Source organism: Snodgrassella sp. B3088, assembly GCF_026535815.1.
GTDB lineage: Bacteria > Pseudomonadota > Gammaproteobacteria > Burkholderiales > Neisseriaceae > Snodgrassella > Snodgrassella alvi_E.
In genome coordinates, this window is sequence record NZ_JAFNPG010000002.1 from 365,075 (window position 1) to 383,041 (window position 17,967).

Here is a 17,967-nt window from a genome sequence, read left to right on the forward strand (position 1 = left end):
CGGATATTAAAAATCTCCAGATTTTTATTTAATCTGGAGATTTTTACATGATAATAACAATGGTAGTTGTTTAGTACTTATACTACGGCTTCTTCTTTACGTTTAGGTGGTTTAACCAGATTTTGTCGGTTCAAACCAAACATCAGCAGTAACGGACTGGCTACCAGTACTGAAGAATAGATACCAAATACAATGCCAATAGTTAAGGCCATGGCAAATCCATGCAGTGCCGCTCCGCCAAAAACGAGCATGGAAATAACCATCGCTTCGGTAGAACCATGCGTAATAACTGTCCGGCTCATGGTGGCGGTAATAGCATTATCAATGATTGCCGGTACACTTTTGCCGCGCATATGGGGTTTGCGAAAGTTCTCGCGGATACGGTCGAATACCACTACTGATTCGTTCACTGAATAACCAAGCACAGCCAGAACACCTGCTAGCACAGTAAGTGAAAATTCCCAGCGAAATAAAGCGAAACAACCCAGAATAATAACCACGTCGTGCATATTAGCAATGATGGCGGATACGGCAAAACGCCATTCAAAGCGCATGGATAAATAGATAATGATGCCTAGAACAACCATGCCCAGAGCAAGCAGCCCATGTGTTACCAGCTCTTCACCTACCTGTGGGCCGATAAATTCTACCTGTCGTAAGCTTACGCCTTCCTGATGCTGTTTAAGCAGATCCATTACCTGATTAGATAACTGAGCGGAGGACATATTAGCTTTGTTGGGTAAGCGAATCATAAGTTGTTTATTGGTACCAAGCGCCTGTACCTGAACTTCACCCAGTTTTAGTCCGTCCAGCTCAGTGCGAATCTTGTTTAAATCCGCACTCTGCTGAAACTCCACTTCCATTACGGTACCGCCAGTGAACTCAACTGAAAAGTTCAATCCGCGTGTTACCAGAAAAAATACAGCCAGAATAAAAGTAATTAGTGATATCGCCGTTGTTAGCTTGCCATAGCTCATAAACGGAATGTCACGTTTGATTTTGAAAAATTCCATAATTATTTAAGCCTTGTTTTTACTGGTAGGGGCATTATCAGCAATCCAGATGTGGCCGATGGATAGGGTTTTTAATTTACGTTTGCGGCCGTACCATAGATTTACAATGGCACGTGAAACTACCACAGAGGAATACATTGAAGTCAGAATCCCCAGACAGTGCACTACAGCAAACCCACGTATGGGGCCGGAACCAAAAATCAACAGAGCCAGACCAGCAATCAGTGAAGTGATGTTTGAGTCTACAATTGTGTGCCATGCATGATCATAACCGGCATTGATTGATATCTGCGGTGTATTTCCATGGCGCAATTCTTCTCGAATACGCTCATTAATTAATACATTCGAGTCAATTGCCATACCAAGTGTCAGGGCGATAGCGGCGATGCCCGGCAGGGTAAGTGTGGCTTGCATTGCAGACAGAATAGCAATCAGAAACAGCAGATTACAAGAAAGGGCAATCACTGAAAACAGGCCAAACATGCGATAGTAGAGCATCATGAATACAGCAACTACTACAAAACCCCATAATGTAGAGTGAAATCCCTTGCTGATGTTTTCTTTACCTAGTGACGGACCAATGGTACGTTCTTCGATAATTTTCATTGGCGCAGCCAGAGAACCAGCACGCAGCAGCAGGGCAGTATCATTGGCTTCGGCTATGCTCATGTTGCCTGAAATAATAGTTTTGCCACCCGGAATAGGTTCATTAATTACCGGTGCAGTAATAACTTCGGCTTTACCTTGATCAATAAGTACCATGGCCATGCGCTTACCAACATTATTTCGGGTAAGGTCTGCGAAAATGCTTGCACCGGTACTGTCAAAGTTCACACTGACTCCGGGTTGCCCTCTGTCATTGAAACTAGCTTGTGCATCATTAATGTTATCGCCAGTTAGTTCAACCTGCTTGCTCACCAATGTGGGTGCACCATTACCAGCAGAAGGTAATAGTTCATAACCATCCGGATTGTGTCCTTGAAGTGCCTGCTGATAAAGATTTGGATCGTCACTAACCATACGCACTTGCAGGGTGGCGGTACGGCCAATGATATCTTTGGCTTTAGCTGTATCTTGTACACCTGGTAACTGTACGACAATTCGGTCAGGGCCTGCCTGCTGAATGACAGGTTCTGCCACGCCTAGCTCGTTAACACGGTTGTGAAGGGTATTGATGTTTTGGGTCACTGCATCAGTGCGGATTCTAGCCAGCGCAGTATTGCTCAGACTGACGATTAGACGGTCACCGTTTTGAGTAAGTGTGGCATCGTTGAGATATTTTTTCAGACCAGATGTTGCATTGTTGGCGTCACTGGTTGATTGAAAAGGGATGGTCAGTGTTTGTCCGTTTTTAACAATATTGCCGCTGCGAATTTGTAGTTTACGCAGTTGACGACGAATATCACCGGCATAGCTGTCTAAGGTCTTGTCTACGGCTGATTCCATATCAACCTGCATGGTAAAGTGCACACCACCGCGCAAGTCTAGCCCTAGAAACATAGGTTTGGCGTGAATTTTTTCCATCCATTCCGGCGTGTTGGCCAGCAGATTTAAAGCCACGATATAGCCATCTCCAAATTGAGAAGCAATAGCATCACGTGCTTTAAGCTGAGTTTCTGTATCGCTGAAACGAACTTTTAGACTACCATCGGTAATAAACATACCCTGATGCTGTATATGTGCAGCTGCCAGTGCTTGTTTAACTGTGTTTTCAGTCTGCTCGTTAATTGTAATAGCTTGACGGTTGGTAGAGATTTGTACTGCTGGTATCTCGCCGAAAAAGTTTGGTATGGTATAGAGCAGCCCCAAAACTATGGTGACGATGATAAGCAGATATTTCCATAAAGGATAACGATTCATATTTGCTGCCTTACTTGCAGACTGTTGTTTTTCAATATAAGTAAAGAAAATAAAGGCCGCAACTGAAACGTTGCGGCAGATAACAGGCTTTATTCTGGTGCCTTGCCACTGATGGCATTGCGCTCAAATTCAACTTCTACTTTCGGTGCGATTTCAATAGTGAAGTATTGATCGTTTACTTTAGTAATTTTGCCGACCATTCCAGCCAGTGTAACTACTTTATCGCCTTTTTTCAGCTCAGTTAACATCTGCTGATGTTTTTTATGTTTGCTTTGCTGCGGACGAATAATCAGAAAATAAAATACAACTAGAATTAATAAGAGAGGTAAAAACTGCATCAGGCTACTTTGTGTACCGGCAGTGTTGGCAGCATAAGCAAAATCAATCATGGGCTTACTCCGTGTGATTCAGGTAAATAACACTATTAAACCCGTTATTGTAATCTGCAATGATGATTTTATCCAGTTTTGTACAATGTATTGTCTGAATCTTTAGATTCATATGCTTATGCTGGTTACAGCAGGTCTAATACTGCCATGGATGTGGTTTTTTCTGCAGTGACGATAAAATGGTCGAGCAAGCGGATATCCAAAAGGTTAAGTGCTGCTTTAATCTGATGAGTAAGCTGGATATCTCCTGAAGAAGGCATAGTTGATTGGCCAGGGTGATTATGTGCCAGAATAATCGATACTGCATGGTGGCTCAAGGCAGCAGCAGCTACTTCGCGGGTATATACTCTGGCTTCATTGATGGTACCTCGGGCAAGCTCAATGGTATGCATTAGCTCATTGCGCTGGTTTAGTAGTAAGGCCACGCAAACTTCTACTTTTTCATGCCCTATAAGCAAACGTAGAAAATCTGCAACTGTTTCAGGCTGAGTGAAAACCGGACGGCAATGTATTTCTTCTGCCAGCATGCGTCGGCTGATTTCACGAATAACAGCAAATTGGGTATAACTGGCTACACCCATGCCATGGTACTGACAAATTTGCTGACAGTCTGCCTCAAGTAAAGCACGCAGGCTGCCTGTTTTGGCAATTAGCTCTCGTGCCAAATCAACGGCACTTTTCCCCCTCGTTCCTGTACGCAATAATATGGCCAATAATTCTGTATCGCTGAGTGCACTGGCACCTTGTTTGAGCAGTTTTTCCCTTGGACGATCGTGTTTAGGCCAGTGTTTGATACTCATTTTTACGATTATGTCATTTAAAGACGTAATCATAATATAACTTTGTAATAAAATAAATTGGTTTGCTGTTGTGTTGGTTAGGGTACCTGATGTTGAAATATTTATATGCGAGATTGTAATTTAATCCGTATTGTTATGATAACGATCATGTGCTTGTTTAAAATGATTTTGTATCAATTGATTTGGCTTTTTATCAAACAGGCTGAATAGCACAATGGCTATTGCAGCAAGCAGAAAGCCCGGGATAAGCGAATAAATATTAAACCACTTGAAATTGATCCACAAAAGTACGGTTATCGCCCCTGTAATCATACCGGCCAAAGCGCCATTACGTGTCATTCGTGACCAGAATACTGAAAAAATTATGATTGGTCCGAAAGCTGCTCCAAAGCCGGCCCATGCGTGGCTGACCAAATCCAGCACGCTGTTATCCGGATTAATTGCTAATAAGATGGCAATGACTGAAACCAATAACACCATGCTTCGTCCTACCCATACTAGCTCTCTTTGCTTTGCTTTAGGTCTAAAGTAAGAGCGATAGAAATCCTCAGTGAGGGCGCTGGAACAAACTAGTAATTGGCAACTCAGGGTACTCATTACTGCAGCGAGTATGGCGGCTAGGATGATGCCAGCTATCCATTGATTAAAAAGCAATTTTGACAGTTCGATGAAAATACGTTCATGTTTACCGTGGCTAACTAGATAATTCAGTTCAGGATGTCGGGCAAAAAAGGCTATGCCGAAAAAGCCAACGGTAACCGCCCCAGCCAGACATAAAACCATCCATGTCATACTGATGCGACGAGCATTTTTCATCACTTTATGTGAGTCAGCAGCCATGAAGCGGGCGAGAATATGCGGCTGCCCGAAGTAGCCCAGACCCCAGCCTAGCAAAGAAACAATTGCAACCAAATCCATATGGGCAAATAAATTAGTGTAGCTGTGGTTTAAGGAGTGAATATAGGCAATTGAATCTGAAAGACCGCCGGCATTTATTATTACCATAATAGGTGTTAAAACCAAAGCGAACATCATTAGACTGGCTTGAATAGTATCTGTCCAACTTACAGCTAAAAAACCACCGACAAAAGTATATATGATTGTCGCACCTGCTCCTGCCAGCATGGCCCAGCCGTAACTCATTCCAAAGGTACTTTCAAATAGTTTGGCACCGGCAACTACCCCTGAAGCACAGTAAATGGTGAAGAAGATAAGAATAATCAGCGCTGAGATAATACGTAGTAAAGAGCTATTGTCATCAAAACGGCGTGCAAAATAATCTGGCAGTGTCAGAGAATTATGATTAATTTCAGTAAATACTCGTAGACGACCAGCAATCAGCAACCAGTTTAAATACGCTCCGATAATCAGGCCAATGGCTATCCAGCTTTGTGATATCCCAAACAAAAATACAGCTCCCGGCAGACCCATTAGCAGCCAGCCGCTCATATCTGAAGCTCCGGCTGAGAGTGCAGTAACAATACTGCCAATTCGACGTCCCCCTAAGATATAATCGCCGAAATTTTGCGTTGAACGATATGCAAAAAATCCAATCGCTATCATTCCTACTATGTACACTGCAAAGGTGACAATCATTGGTAAGGACATTTTTTTAAAACCTGTTTATGTATATGGAATATGATATCAGTTTTGGTAAAGGTAATATGCCTAAAATCAGGAGGTTTATTTGAAATAATTTACAGAATTGTTTATATGTCTGCAAAAGATACAGATAGTAAAATCAGGGCAATGTAATAACCATTGTTTTATTGGACACTGATTATGTGCATCCGGATAGTTTCAATTTATCCTGCATAGGTTCGATACCAGAAGTATATAATACTTTACATATATATATTCTTGAGAATTATTTTGTATATCCGCCATCCCAATTTATCATTATATAGCTTGAAAAGCTATTCGGATATTTTTAGATAGTTTCAACTTTATGCCAGCAGTGACGATTTATTTAGATACGCTGATAAAGTTTTTAATCTGGCAATGTAGATATAAATATTGTTGTTTATCAAAAATCATTAGATTCTATTTATATGAAGCATGAATAAGGCTTGTAATGGTTGAGTTTTTCGCATTAGGTAATGGCAAAAGCAGGAATATTTAAATTCTTAAAATGGTTTTCTATTCTAAGCGGGTTATCGGAAAGAAATAATGGCAAAACAAAAAACTCAGTTTCAATGTCGCAGTTGCGGTGGTCAATCGCCAAAATGGCAAGGTCGTTGTCCGCACTGTGGTGAATGGAATACGCTAGAAGAAACGATGGTTTTGCCTGCTGCTAGTGGCAATAGCCGCTTTCAATCATGGGCCTCTGGTCAGTCTGCAGTACAGTTACTGGCAGAGGTAAGCGCAGTGGAAGTCCAGCGTACGCCTACTGGTATGAATGAGCTTGATAGGGTACTTGGCGGAGGTCTGGTGGATGGTGCTGTTATTTTGCTGGGTGGAGATCCCGGCATAGGTAAATCTACTTTACTGTTGCAAACCATTTCTTTAATGGCTGAAGAAGAGTCAGTACTGTATGTTTCCGGTGAAGAATCTGCGCAACAGGTGGCTTTACGAGCTCAACGACTTGGTATCCAAGCGGATAGGGTGCACTTACTGGCAGAAATCCGTGTTGAGGCCATAAGCGCTGCTATAGCACGTCTGAATCCCAAAGTAGTGGTAATTGATTCAATTCAAACTATGTATTCCGACAGCATTACTTCTGCACCTGGATCGGTTTCGCAGGTACGCGAATGTGCTGCTCAGCTAACCAGATTAGCTAAGCAGCAGGGCATCAGTATGCTGCTGGTAGGACATGTTACTAAGGATGGTGCAATAGCCGGTCCACGTGTTTTAGAACATATGGTGGATACGGTTTTGTATTTTGAGGGTGAAACTCACTCTAATTATCGCATGATTCGTGCGATTAAGAATCGTTTTGGTGCTGCCAATGAATTAGGCGTATTTGCTATGACTGAAAAAGGGCTTAAAGGGGTATCTAATCCATCTGCTTTGTTTCTATCCAGCTACCGTGATGATGTGCCCGGTTCCTGTGTACTGGTTACTCAGGAAGGGTCACGCCCATTACTGGTGGAAATTCAGGCATTGGTAGATGATGCGCATGGTTTTGCGCCAAAACGTTTAACGGTGGGACTAGCACAGGAGCGGCTGGCAATGCTGCTGGCTGTACTTAATCGTCATGCAGGTATTGCTTGCTATGATCAGGATGTGTTTCTCAATGCGGTTGGTGGTGTAAAAATTACCGAACCGGCTGCCGATTTGGCTGTAATACTGGCTATGTTATCAAGCCATCGTAACCGTCCGTTGCCGGAAAAGCTGATTGTATTTGGCGAGGTGGGCTTATCCGGAGAGATTCGCCCTGTGCCTCGCGGCCAGGAGCGTTTACGAGAGGCAGAAAAGCTGGGGTTTACTCATGCCATTGTGCCGGTAGCCAATTGTCCGAAACGAGCAGCAGATTTTCCGGGGTTAACGATTATTGGTGTCAATTCGGTACAGGAGGGAGTGGATGCCAGCCGGCGCAATTGATGATTATATTTGCCAGAATACGATTAAAGGAATAGTCTTGTTAGTGATAAATACTATTTTTAAATGGTATTGGTTCTAAAAAATGGAGATAAAAATTATGTCAAATCCTATCAAGCTTGTAGCTACAATGGAATTGAAAGCAGATGCATGGCCGAACATTTCAGCAGCGGTTGAGCAATGCGTGAAAATGTCACGTCAGGAACGGGGCAATGTATTTTATACAGCTAATAAAGATCTGGATAAAAAAGACCGCATTGTATTTGTGGAATGCTGGGCTGATGAAGCAGCCATTAACGAGCATGGACAAACTGCTCATTTTCAAACTTTGATTAAAACTGTAGAACCTTATTTAAAAGAACCTATGCAGTTGTTAAAATTGAGTGAAATTACCAGTTTTTAATTCGGTTTAGGCGGTAATTAACTATGTAATCGCTCATAATAAAGCCAGAATCAGTTTTCAATATTCTGGTTTTTTTATGTGTAAAGCTGTAAGAGTCCAACCGATAGCTTTATCAGACTGAACGATATTTTATGGGGACACGAAATTGAAAACCATTCAGATCGAGGGCCAAGAGGCTGTTGTAAGTAATATTTTTTGTATCGGTCGCAATTATTCCGAACATGTAAAAGAATTGCATAATGCTAAACCTGAAGAACCCGTGGTATTTATGAAACCCACTTCTGCACTGGTACAGGCTGGAGAAAATATCATACTGCCTGCATATAGTCAGGATGTGCATCACGAATGTGAACTAGTAATTTACATTAAAGAAGATGTTAAAGATGTTGGGGAAGATAATGCTTTAGATTTTGTGGGCGGATATGCAATTGGTTTGGATTTAACAGCGCGTGATGTGCAGAGTAAGTTAAAGGAAAAAGGTTTGCCTTGGGAGAAAGCTAAAGGTTTTCCCACTGCTGCATGTATTTCATCCTTCATTGCTGCCGATAAAATTAATGATATTCAGCAGCAGGATTTCTATTTAAGGGTTAATGGGCAGATACGTCAGCGTGGAAACAGTGGTGATATGATGTTTACTTGCTGCCAAATTATCAGTTATTTATCACGTGTATATGGCTTACAGGCTGGTGATATTATTTATACAGGTACACCGGCAGGTGTTGCAGCCATTAAATCTGGAGATGAATTGGAATTAATCTGGCCGGAAAAAATTTCAGTTAAATTTCAAGTGGCGTAGATGATCTAGCTGGAGATATTTAAGCGCAATTGGTTTTCCAGTTGCGCTTAAGCTTTCTGTCGGATTTTAAGTAATCAGCATCCGATCATTGCTCAGCGCAGGGTTTGTGTTTTCCATTTACCCCTATTTTTTTCAATACCTTTATAATAGTAGGTTTCCAAAAACTAAAACTTTCCATGTCAAGCAAACCGTTTTCAGTCAGATTGCCTTGGTGGCTGGCACTTTATTTTATTATTTGGGCAGTACTGCCATTTATACTTTCCGCCAGCTATCCTTTGGACGTACCTGAAGGTATTTACTGGGGTCGAGAATGGCAATGGGGATATTATAAGCATCCACCTCTTTCAAGCTGGGTTTTGTATTCTTTTTATAATCTTTTTGGACACATTGGTCCCTATATCCTGAGCCAGTGCACTATAGCTTTAAGCCTTTGGTTGGCCTATTTGTTTGGACGTGAGCTGATGAGTCCGGCCAGAGCTTTTTTAGGCAGTTTGTTTTTATTGGCTGTGTTTTATTATACTTGGCCATCATTGGAATTTAATCATAATATTGCACAAATGCCAGTCTGGTTGGGGCTGGTTTATACATTTTATCTTGCGACACGAAAAAATCACTGGCGCTATTGGTTAATATTTGGATTTATGGCCGGTGCCGGCATGCTGGTGAAATACACAGTGGCAGTATTGATTTTTACCATGCTACTGTATTCCTTGTTCACTTCTTACCGCCGCTTGTGGTGTTCACCGAAACCTTGGCTGGCAATGCTTCTGGCTTTGATGGTATTTGCTCCGAATGTATATTGGCTGATACAGCATGATTGGCTACCGTTAACTTATGCTTCTGCCCGTTCTGCTGAAGATGCCAGTCGCAATGGCCATTTGGCTGCATTGGGCTATCTGGGGACACAGATAATCAATCATCTTCCACTATTGCTGATTTTGCTTTGTAATCGGACACGCCTGAGCTTGCGTACACCAGCACAAATTCTTCAGCAGTCAGACTGGCGTTTCCTATTATGGATGGGATTGATGCCAACGCTGTTACTTGTTGGTGCTGGTTTGATTTTTGGATTAGGTTTACGCGACATGTGGGGCATGCCGATGTGGGGACTTTCCGGATTGATTATAGTTGCGCTGATTCCTGAACAGGAGTTTACGCTTAAAAAATGTTCCTTGCTCAAAGGCATTGCTATCTGGGCATTGCTTGTTACTATATTGATGGCTATCTATGTTGAATTTGGTGCACGCATACGTCATAAACCTTCACGCATGGACTGGCCGCAGCAGGCTCTGGCTACACAAGCAGATATGCAGTGGCAAACGTTTTCTTCATGTAGACTGGATAGTGTTACGGGTTCTGACTGGATTGTTTTACTAATGGCTTCTTATTCTGAATTTTCACCTTCGGTGATGGTTTCTGGTGAAGCAGCCTATTCACCATGGATGAACGCTGAACGCTTGCATCAGCATGGAACTTTAGCAATATGGCCGGCTAATGAGCAGCCAAACCTGCCATGGTTGCAAACACTAAATCAACAGCCTGATGTGGTGTTGAAACAAGGAGAATGGTTTATAAAATGGACAAAATTACCTGAGCGCGAACCGCTGAAAGTAATCTGGCAGGCTTATATACCTAAAAAATGTCTTAAATAACAACAGGTATATTTTTTATAGCATGAAAATTGGCTATTATTTACTCAGAATTTGAGCTATTTGCTTTGGTATTAGCCTGCGAGGTAAATTAAATGGAAAAAAATAGAATTGGTTTGAGTATTATTTTACCAATATACAATGATGCAGCAGCGGTAAAACGTTTTTTGCCAGAGTTATTTTCTTTTACTGGACAGCAGGAGCAAGCTTGTGAAGTGATACTAGTTGATGATGGTAGTAAAGACCATTTAAGTGCTGCTTATAAGCAGTTCAAAGAACAGCTTCCTCAAAATACAGCTTTGCGACTAATACAATTTTCGCGCAATTTTGGTAAGGAAGCAGCACTTACTGCTGGATTGGCACAAGCTCAGGGGGAGCTAGTGACGATGATGGATGCAGATGGACAGCATCCAATAGTTGTGCTGAAGGAAATGCTGGACTTAATGCATACCAGAGATGTGGATGTAGTGGCAGCAGTACAAACCTCGCGAGAACACGAAAGCCTGTTAATCCGGACATTAAAAAATGGGTTTTATCATTTCATGCAGGATACGCACCGTTATGAGCTGACCCCGAATGCGGGCGATTTTCGTTTGATGAAGCAACGTGTTGTTCAAGCTTTATTACAACTCCCGGAGCGCCAGAGATTTATGAAAGGGTTGTACGCATGGGTAGGTTTTTCCACCCTGTATATTCCATTTCAGGCTTCTCCGCGAAAGACAGGAAAGAGTAAATTTAATTATTTTAGTCTGTTTGAGCTGGCTCTTGTTGGAATCACTTCGTTTTCACAACGACCCTTGCGCTGGATTTCACGTATGGGTCTGATTCTTTCTTTATTGGCTATCATATACGGACTATACATCGTTGGTGATACCCTGTTTTTTGGAAAAGATCTTGCCGGCTGGCCTACACTGGCTGCGGGAATAATGTTTTCCGCAGGCATTCAATTGGTTTGTCTGGGGGTTATTGGTGAGTATATAGGCCGTATTTATGAAGAAGTGAAACAACGGCCGCTTTATCTGGTGGACAAAGTGTGGGACAGTCGCGACCAAAAATGAAATCATTATCTAAACAGGGTTTGTGGTTTGTTGTTGTAGGCTCAGCTGCTGCGGCAACGCACTTTTCCTGTCTTGTACTGCTCGTACAGTATGCAAAACTGTTGCCTGTAATCGCTAATCCAATGGCCTTTTTATGTGGATTTGTAGTTAGCTTTGCCGGCCACTACCGTTTTACATTCAGCCAAACAGGCTATACTTGGCTGCAGGCACTCTGGCGCTGGTTTTGCAGTTCCTTGACGGGATTTGCATTAAATCAGATTCTGTTTATGGCCGGAATCAATTGGTTTGGAAATCAGGCCTACTGGTGGTTGTGGTTTATTGTAACCGCAATCGTAATGGTATTATCTTTTTTACTGGGTAAGTTTTGGGCCTTTAATGAGAAAGTAAGCCATGAAACCAGTCATGATTAATGTTGATGATTTGGGGCTGTCTCCAGCTGTTAATGAAGCCGTTCTGCGCTTAGCGGAGATGCAACGTATACAGGCTAGCAGTTTTATGAGTCTTGGGACAATTGCACCAGATGAGGTGGCTGAGCTCAAAAGGCATCACATCGATATAGGCCTGCACTTTGATTTAACCGGTTTCGCGGCTTCGGATGGTCTAAAACGAGTATTATTCAAATCCTATCTGCATGGATGGAAACAAAACAAAATACAGGATGCAATTAATCAACAACTGGATTTATTTGAAGATAAAATCGGCGCGAAACCAGTTTTTGTGGACGGCCATCAACATGTCCATCAGTTTCCGCAGATACGTTCCGTTTTGATTAATACATTATTGCGACGTTACGACAATACAATTGCTATTCGAAGTACAAAAACCACGCAACGAGATATAAAAGCTAAGATAATTCATGCCCTAGGCGGCTCACAATTGGATAAATCTTTACAAAGTGTACATATACCGCACAATCATGCTTTTGCTGGTATTTACAATTTTAAAGCTGACAGACAGATACTAGAGTTTAAATGGAATGAATGGTTGGCAAGTGCTTCTGATAGTGGTTTGCTTATCATGTGCCATCCGGCTGTACCATCCAAATTTTGGACCGATGAGATTAAAGCGGCGCGTGAAACTGAATGGTTGTGGCTGAAAAGCGAAGCATTTGCTTTGTGCTGGAAGCAGCATCAATGTCAAAAGGCAAACTGGCAAATATTGCTACAAAGCCTAACTCTTCAGTAAACTTTATTTTAATATCACAATTCTAGCCAGTTTCACTACTATTTACAGTATACTTGCATTTTTTAGCTTTTGGCTTGGGTGAATCCCTCTGCACATTCATAATATATCAAGTACACTATTTGTATCGCATTTCACATATATAAACAGGAAGAAGTCGCTCAGGGTTATTAAGGGTCGTTATGATCATATTTGAAAATATAAAAAAAACTTATATCAAAAACAAACAGCAAGTACATGCCTTAAATGATATCAATCTTACTGTAGATACCGGTGATATCTTCGGGTTGATCGGCTGGAGTGGAGCAGGCAAAAGCAGTTTAATCCGGCTGGTTAATCAACTGGAAAAACCTACTTCTGGTATCGTTAAAGTAGATGGTGTTGATTTAAATAAGCTGGATGTGAAGGCACAACGTGCGCACAAGAAAAAAATTGGCATGATTTTTCAGCATTTCAATTTGCTAGAATCCAAAACTGTAGCTCAGAATATTGCCATTCCATTAGTTTTACAGGGCATAAACAAGGAAGAAATTGAGCGCCGAGTAGAAGCCATGCTTTCTTATGTTGATTTGTCCGGCAAAAAAGCGAGTTATCCCAGCCAATTGTCCGGTGGACAAAAGCAGCGCGTTGGCATTGCACGAGCTTTAATTACTGAACCCTCTATACTTTTATGCGATGAAGCTACTTCAGCGCTAGACCCGCAGACAACCCTTTCTATTTTAAAATTATTAAAACAAATCAATAGTGAGCGCAATATTACAATTTTGCTGGTAACCCATGAAATGGAAGTAATCAGTTCTATCTGCAATAAAGTAGCGGTAATGGAGAAAGGTCAAGTTATCGAGCAAGGTTCTGTACTGGATATTTTTTCAGCACCTCAGCAAGAAACAACCAAAAAATTTGTTAGTACCGTTATCAATGCAGAAATACCAGAAGCTGTATTAGAGAGTCTGACAGAACAAGGCAATATATTTAGATTAGAATTTTTAGGTGATTCAGCCAGAGAACCTGTTGTTAATGAGCTAATTTTGAAGCAGCTGGTAGAAATCAATATTCTTTTTGCCAATATGCGTGAAATAGGAGGCGTTGTGCTTGGTAGCATGTTTATTCAGATGAATGGCACAGAAACAGATGTTGACAAAGCAGTGGCGTTTTTGCAGGAAAGAGGCGTTAAGGTTGAAAGAGGTGGTGTATGAATCATTGGATGGATACCTCACTAACAGCTGACCAGTTTGGTACAGCTTTATTGCAGACTTTTAATATGGTCAGCATTTCTTTTGTACTCGGTTCAATACTGGGTACTGCATTAGGCGTTTTGCTGTTGCTGACACGTCAGGGTGGCGTGTGGCCTAAACCTATTTTGTATAACCTGCTAAATATCATTATAAATATTGTCCGTTCATTACCTTTTATCATCTTGTTGATATGTGTCTTGCCGGTTGCCAGTATATTTATTCATACATCTATTGGCACTAAAGCAATGATTATTCCGTTGATAATATTTGTTTCACCCTACATTGCTCGTCTAATAGAAAATTCATTACTAAGTGTGCCCGCAGGAATTATCGAAGCAGCTCAATCAATGGGTGCCACAAATTTTCAGATTATTCGCTACTTTATATTACCAGAGGCGATGCCATCAATACTTCTTGCCCTAACCACAGCGTTGATTGGTTTAATTGATGCCACAGCAATGTCCGGAACAGTAGGAGGAGGGGGGATTGGTGATTTGGCAGTAAATTACGGTTATCAGCGCTTTGATTATGTAATTATGATCGTTACTGTTATCGTGTTGGTATTAATCGTACAAATCATTCAGACTTTGGGTAACTGGCTGGCGGCCAGAGCCAAAAAAAATTAACCTTATAGACGGCTTAAAGCCGTCTTTTTTAATTATAACCTTATAAAATTACGTTCTTTGGTTAGTAGATAACTATTCTATTATCATTGCTGCTATTCAAGAGAATATACAGACTAATTTTATTCTGAGTAAAACCTATGCTCGATATATTCATCAGCGAGCAAATAGGAATTGCAGAGTAAAACAAATTTTTTTTCACGGAATCAATTAATGTTATTAATTTCCATTCAAAAATAAAAAGATATTATTTTATAAAATGAAATTTTAAATTACCCACAATCGGAACAAATGGTATGAAACTGATAAAGTATTTTTTGATATTAATTGTGACATGTCTGGCACTCGTTGCATGCCAGCAAGAACAGAGCAGTACTAAACAGATTGTTATCGGCACATCGCCCGGACCCTATAGCCAGTTGTTTCTTGATGCCATCAAGCCAATACTGGAAAAACAGGGTTATCAAATTAAGCAAATTGATTTTTCAGATTTGATGCAGGCAGACATTGCCTTGCAGCAAGGTAGTGTCGACATCAATGTTGATCAACATACTGCCTATATGGATGCGTTTAACCAAAATAAAAAGGCTAATTTGGTAGCATTAACTCATATACCCACCGTACCTACAGCAATCTATTCCAAACGCCATACCAATCTACAAGCAATAAAAAATGGGAGTGCAATTGCTGTACCTAATGATCCGGCAAATGCTGCACGAGCATACCGATTGTTAGCCAAAGCAGGATGGATTACTCTAAGCCCCTTATCTAATCCAGGTATGATTTCCAAAAATGATATTAAATCAAATCCCTATAAGCTGAATATTACTGAACTGGATCCGGGAAATATTCCTCGCACTTTGTCTGATTTCGATTATTCAGTTATTCCTGGAAGCAGAGCCTATGCAGCTAAAATTAATCCTGATCTGGCATTGCTTCAGGAAGACATTGTCCCTTCATTTGAGCTGGTAGTTGCTGTAAGGTCAGATAATGTGCAAAAACCATGGGCTCAAGCAGTAAAGGCTGCATATAATTCAAATGATTTCAAGCAATATATGCAAACTCATAACACCAAGCACTACTGGTATATTCCTGGAGAAAAAAACTGAAACAGGAATCCATAAAAAAACTGCCTTAAATTAAGGCAGTTTTTTTATTTTTGTATCAGGCTGCAAAGCGTTTTTCAACTTCGCTCCAGTTAACAATTTCCCAAAAATTGCTTAAGTAATTAGGACGGCTGTTACGATAATCAATGTAATAAGCATGTTCCCATACATCACATGTCAGCAAAGGTTTATTATCAGTTGTCAATGGAGTGGCCGCATTGCTGGTTGATACCAGATCCAATTCACCTGCCGGTGTTTTTACCAGCCAAGCCCAGCCAGAACCGAATGTTCCGGCAGCTACTTTATCAAACGCTTCTTTAAATGCATCAAAACTGCCCCATTTAGCATTGATGGCCTGTGCCAAGGCTCCATTTTCAGTTAGTGCCACGCCTTTGGGTGCAAAACCAAACCAGTAAAATGTGTGATTCCATGATTGTGCAGCATTATTGAATAAACCGCCTGAAGATTTCTTAACAATTTCTTCAAGTGGCATATTTTCAAACTCAGTACCCTTAATCTGATTATTCATATTAGTGATATAAGTCTGATGATGCTTACCGTAGTGATATTCCATGGTTTCTTTGGAAATATGAGGTGCTAATGCATCTAAAGCATAAGGCAAAACTGGTAATTTATGTTCCATGGTTGCGATTCCTTCTGATAGAGTGGTTAGTTTGTGTTTTACAGTGCGTCTATCGTTCAGGCAAATGATATCTATTTGCAAATATATAGAACGTTTAACTCACCTTAAACCTTTATATGGTTCGTTAATATTGTAATACACTGCTCTCATCTGCGGCAAATAAGCATGGTCTTAATGGTAAAATTGAAAAAAAAGTTATTAAAGTAAGAATATATGGAAGAAAACAATATAAACAACGAAGAAATCAGTCAGCTGGCCGTTCCACCACATTCAATGGAGGCTGAACAGTCTGTTCTGGGTGGTTTAATGTTGGAAAACAGTGCTTGGGACCGAATCGCGGATGTAATCGATGAAAATGATTTTTATCGTCATGAACATCGGCTTATATTTAAGGGTATAAAAACACTGGTTGAGCTTTCCCGTCCTGCAGATGTCATTACCGTGCAGGAAGAGCTGCAACGAAGAGAAGAGCTTGATGCAGCTGGCGGCCTTGAGTACCTAATTACATTAGCTCAGAATACACCTTCTGCAGCTAATATTCGCCGATATGGCGAGATAGTTCGAGAGCGTTCTATTATGCGTCAGCTGGCACAGGTAGGGACACAGATAGCACGTTCAGCCTATAGTCCGCAGGGTAAAGATGCTGCACAGATGCTCGATGAAGCCGAAAATAGTGTATTTCAGATAGCAGAATCTACCGCACGGTCGAAGCAGGGTTTTTTAACCATGCCAGTGTTATTGAAAGAAGTTGTTACAAGGATTGATTATTTATATTCACGGGACAATAAAAACGATGTAACTGGAGTGTCAACTGGATTTATTGATCTGGATAAAATGACTTCTGGCCTACAGCCGGGGGATTTGATTATTGTAGCCGGACGCCCGTCTATGGGTAAAACGGCCTTTTCTTTGAATATTGCAGAACATGTAGCTATAGCAGAAAAATTGCCGGTTGCGGTTTTTTCAATGGAAATGGGTGGAGCACAGCTGGTTCTGCGTATGCTTGGTTCAGTAGGGCGAGTAGACCAAAGTGTACTTAAAACCGGACAGTTGCAGGATGAACACTGGGGTAAACTTAACGATGCAGTAGTTAAACTTACTGATGCTCCTATGTTTATTGATGAAACCCCAGGTTTGACTGCATTAGAAGTACGTGCACGTGCGCGACGTCTTGCCAGACAGCAAGGGGGTAAATTGGGTCTCATCGTGCTTGACTACTTACAATTAATGTCCGGCTCTGGACGCTCAGATAACCGAGCTTCAGAATTAGGAGAAATTTCACGTTCTCTTAAGTCCTTAGCTAAAGAGCTGCAGGTGCCCATCATCGCATTGTCACAATTATCGCGTACAGTTGAGCAGAGAACAGATAAACGACCCATGATGTCAGATTTAAGGGAATCAGGTGCAATTGAGCAGGATGCTGATTTGATTATGTTTATGTATCGTGACGAATACTACCATCCAGACAGCCAATTTAAGGGATTGGCAGAATGTATTATCGGTAAACACCGTAATGGTCCAACAGGGAAAGTGCATCTGACATTCCAAGGTCAGTTTACTAAATTTGACAATGCGGCCATGCCTGAAGGTTATTTTGATGAATAATTCAGTTTTCAAGCCAGAAAAATAGTCATAAACCAGTGAAATGTTGTAAAATTATACGAAAATAA

17 protein-coding genes are annotated in these 17,967 nt (G+C 41.2%); 11 read left to right on the forward strand and 6 right to left on the reverse strand.

Going from position 1 to position 17,967, the window contains the following annotated elements:
• Nucleotides 1-77: 77 nt before the first annotated feature.
• The 5 genes from secF to putP form a co-directional block, all read right to left on the reverse strand.
• The gene (gene secF / locus J3U75_RS02090; RefSeq protein WP_267390273.1) at nucleotides 78-1,013 is read right to left on the reverse strand and encodes a protein translocase subunit SecF; all 936 of its coding nucleotides are present in this window, start codon (nucleotides 1,011-1,013) and stop codon (nucleotides 78-80) included.
• A 6-nt stretch (nucleotides 1,014-1,019) separates the two neighbouring features.
• Nucleotides 1,020-2,873, reverse strand: a complete 1,854-nt coding sequence (secD, locus tag J3U75_RS02095; protein WP_100140159.1) for a protein translocase subunit SecD — start codon at nucleotides 2,871-2,873, stop codon at nucleotides 1,020-1,022.
• An 89-nt stretch (nucleotides 2,874-2,962) separates the two neighbouring features.
• Entirely contained in the window at nucleotides 2,963-3,262 is a 300-nt protein-coding gene (gene yajC / locus J3U75_RS02100; RefSeq protein WP_100140160.1) for a preprotein translocase subunit YajC, read from the reverse strand.
• A gap of 125 nt (nucleotides 3,263-3,387) precedes the next feature.
• Entirely contained in the window at nucleotides 3,388-4,062 is a 675-nt protein-coding gene (gene radC, locus J3U75_RS02105; RefSeq protein WP_267390482.1) for a RadC family protein, read from the reverse strand.
• 120 nt (nucleotides 4,063-4,182) lie between these two features.
• Nucleotides 4,183-5,670, reverse strand: coding sequence for a sodium/proline symporter PutP (gene putP / locus J3U75_RS02110; protein ID WP_267390274.1), 1,488 nt, complete (start codon nucleotides 5,668-5,670; stop codon nucleotides 4,183-4,185).
• Nucleotides 5,671-6,231: 561 nt separating this feature from the next.
• Between putP and radA the strand changes: the two genes are divergently transcribed.
• The 10 genes from radA (at nucleotide 6,232) to J3U75_RS02160 (ending at nucleotide 15,657) form a co-directional block, all read left to right on the forward strand.
• Nucleotides 6,232-7,605, forward strand: coding sequence for a DNA repair protein RadA (gene radA / locus J3U75_RS02115; RefSeq protein WP_267390275.1), 1,374 nt, complete (start codon nucleotides 6,232-6,234; stop codon nucleotides 7,603-7,605).
• Between the two features lie 82 nt (nucleotides 7,606-7,687).
• On the forward strand, nucleotides 7,688-8,005 hold the full coding sequence (locus J3U75_RS02120) for a putative quinol monooxygenase (protein ID WP_267390276.1): 318 nt from the start codon (nucleotides 7,688-7,690) through the stop codon (nucleotides 8,003-8,005).
• Between the two features lie 145 nt (nucleotides 8,006-8,150).
• Nucleotides 8,151-8,801, forward strand: coding sequence for a fumarylacetoacetate hydrolase family protein (locus tag J3U75_RS02125; RefSeq protein WP_267390277.1), 651 nt, complete (start codon nucleotides 8,151-8,153; stop codon nucleotides 8,799-8,801).
• A 176-nt stretch (nucleotides 8,802-8,977) separates the two neighbouring features.
• Nucleotides 8,978-10,453: a glycosyltransferase family 39 protein gene (locus tag J3U75_RS02130; RefSeq protein ID WP_267390278.1), complete on the forward strand. Its 1,476-nt coding sequence runs from the start codon at nucleotides 8,978-8,980 to the stop codon at nucleotides 10,451-10,453.
• 92 nt (nucleotides 10,454-10,545) lie between these two features.
• Nucleotides 10,546-11,508, forward strand: a complete 963-nt coding sequence (locus J3U75_RS02135) for a glycosyltransferase family 2 protein (RefSeq protein ID WP_267390279.1) — start codon at nucleotides 10,546-10,548, stop codon at nucleotides 11,506-11,508.
• Nucleotides 11,505-11,918, forward strand: coding sequence for a GtrA family protein (locus J3U75_RS02140; RefSeq protein ID WP_267390280.1), 414 nt, complete (start codon nucleotides 11,505-11,507; stop codon nucleotides 11,916-11,918). The genes J3U75_RS02135 and J3U75_RS02140 overlap by 4 nt, the downstream gene beginning before the upstream one ends.
• Complete coding sequence (locus J3U75_RS02145) at nucleotides 11,911-12,693, forward strand: ChbG/HpnK family deacetylase (protein ID WP_267390281.1); 783 nt, start codon at nucleotides 11,911-11,913, stop codon at nucleotides 12,691-12,693. The genes J3U75_RS02140 and J3U75_RS02145 overlap by 8 nt, the downstream gene beginning before the upstream one ends.
• A 179-nt stretch (nucleotides 12,694-12,872) precedes the next feature.
• Nucleotides 12,873-13,886: a methionine ABC transporter ATP-binding protein gene (locus J3U75_RS02150; RefSeq protein WP_267390282.1), complete on the forward strand. Its 1,014-nt coding sequence runs from the start codon at nucleotides 12,873-12,875 to the stop codon at nucleotides 13,884-13,886.
• A complete protein-coding gene (locus J3U75_RS02155; RefSeq protein ID WP_100152537.1) occupies nucleotides 13,883-14,551 on the forward strand; it encodes a methionine ABC transporter permease in 669 nt (222 codons plus the stop codon). The genes J3U75_RS02150 and J3U75_RS02155 overlap by 4 nt, the downstream gene beginning before the upstream one ends.
• A 293-nt stretch (nucleotides 14,552-14,844) precedes the next feature.
• Complete coding sequence (locus J3U75_RS02160; protein ID WP_267390283.1) at nucleotides 14,845-15,657, forward strand: MetQ/NlpA family ABC transporter substrate-binding protein; 813 nt, start codon at nucleotides 14,845-14,847, stop codon at nucleotides 15,655-15,657.
• Nucleotides 15,658-15,712: 55 nt separating this feature from the next.
• Here J3U75_RS02160 and J3U75_RS02165 read toward each other — a convergent pair whose 3' ends face one another.
• Complete coding sequence (locus J3U75_RS02165) at nucleotides 15,713-16,297, reverse strand: superoxide dismutase (protein WP_100140172.1); 585 nt, start codon at nucleotides 16,295-16,297, stop codon at nucleotides 15,713-15,715.
• A 213-nt stretch (nucleotides 16,298-16,510) separates the two neighbouring features.
• Between J3U75_RS02165 and dnaB the strand changes: the two genes are divergently transcribed.
• Nucleotides 16,511-17,902: a replicative DNA helicase gene (gene dnaB / locus J3U75_RS02170; protein WP_100140173.1), complete on the forward strand. Its 1,392-nt coding sequence runs from the start codon at nucleotides 16,511-16,513 to the stop codon at nucleotides 17,900-17,902.
• The last annotated feature ends 65 nt before the right edge of the window (nucleotides 17,903-17,967 follow it).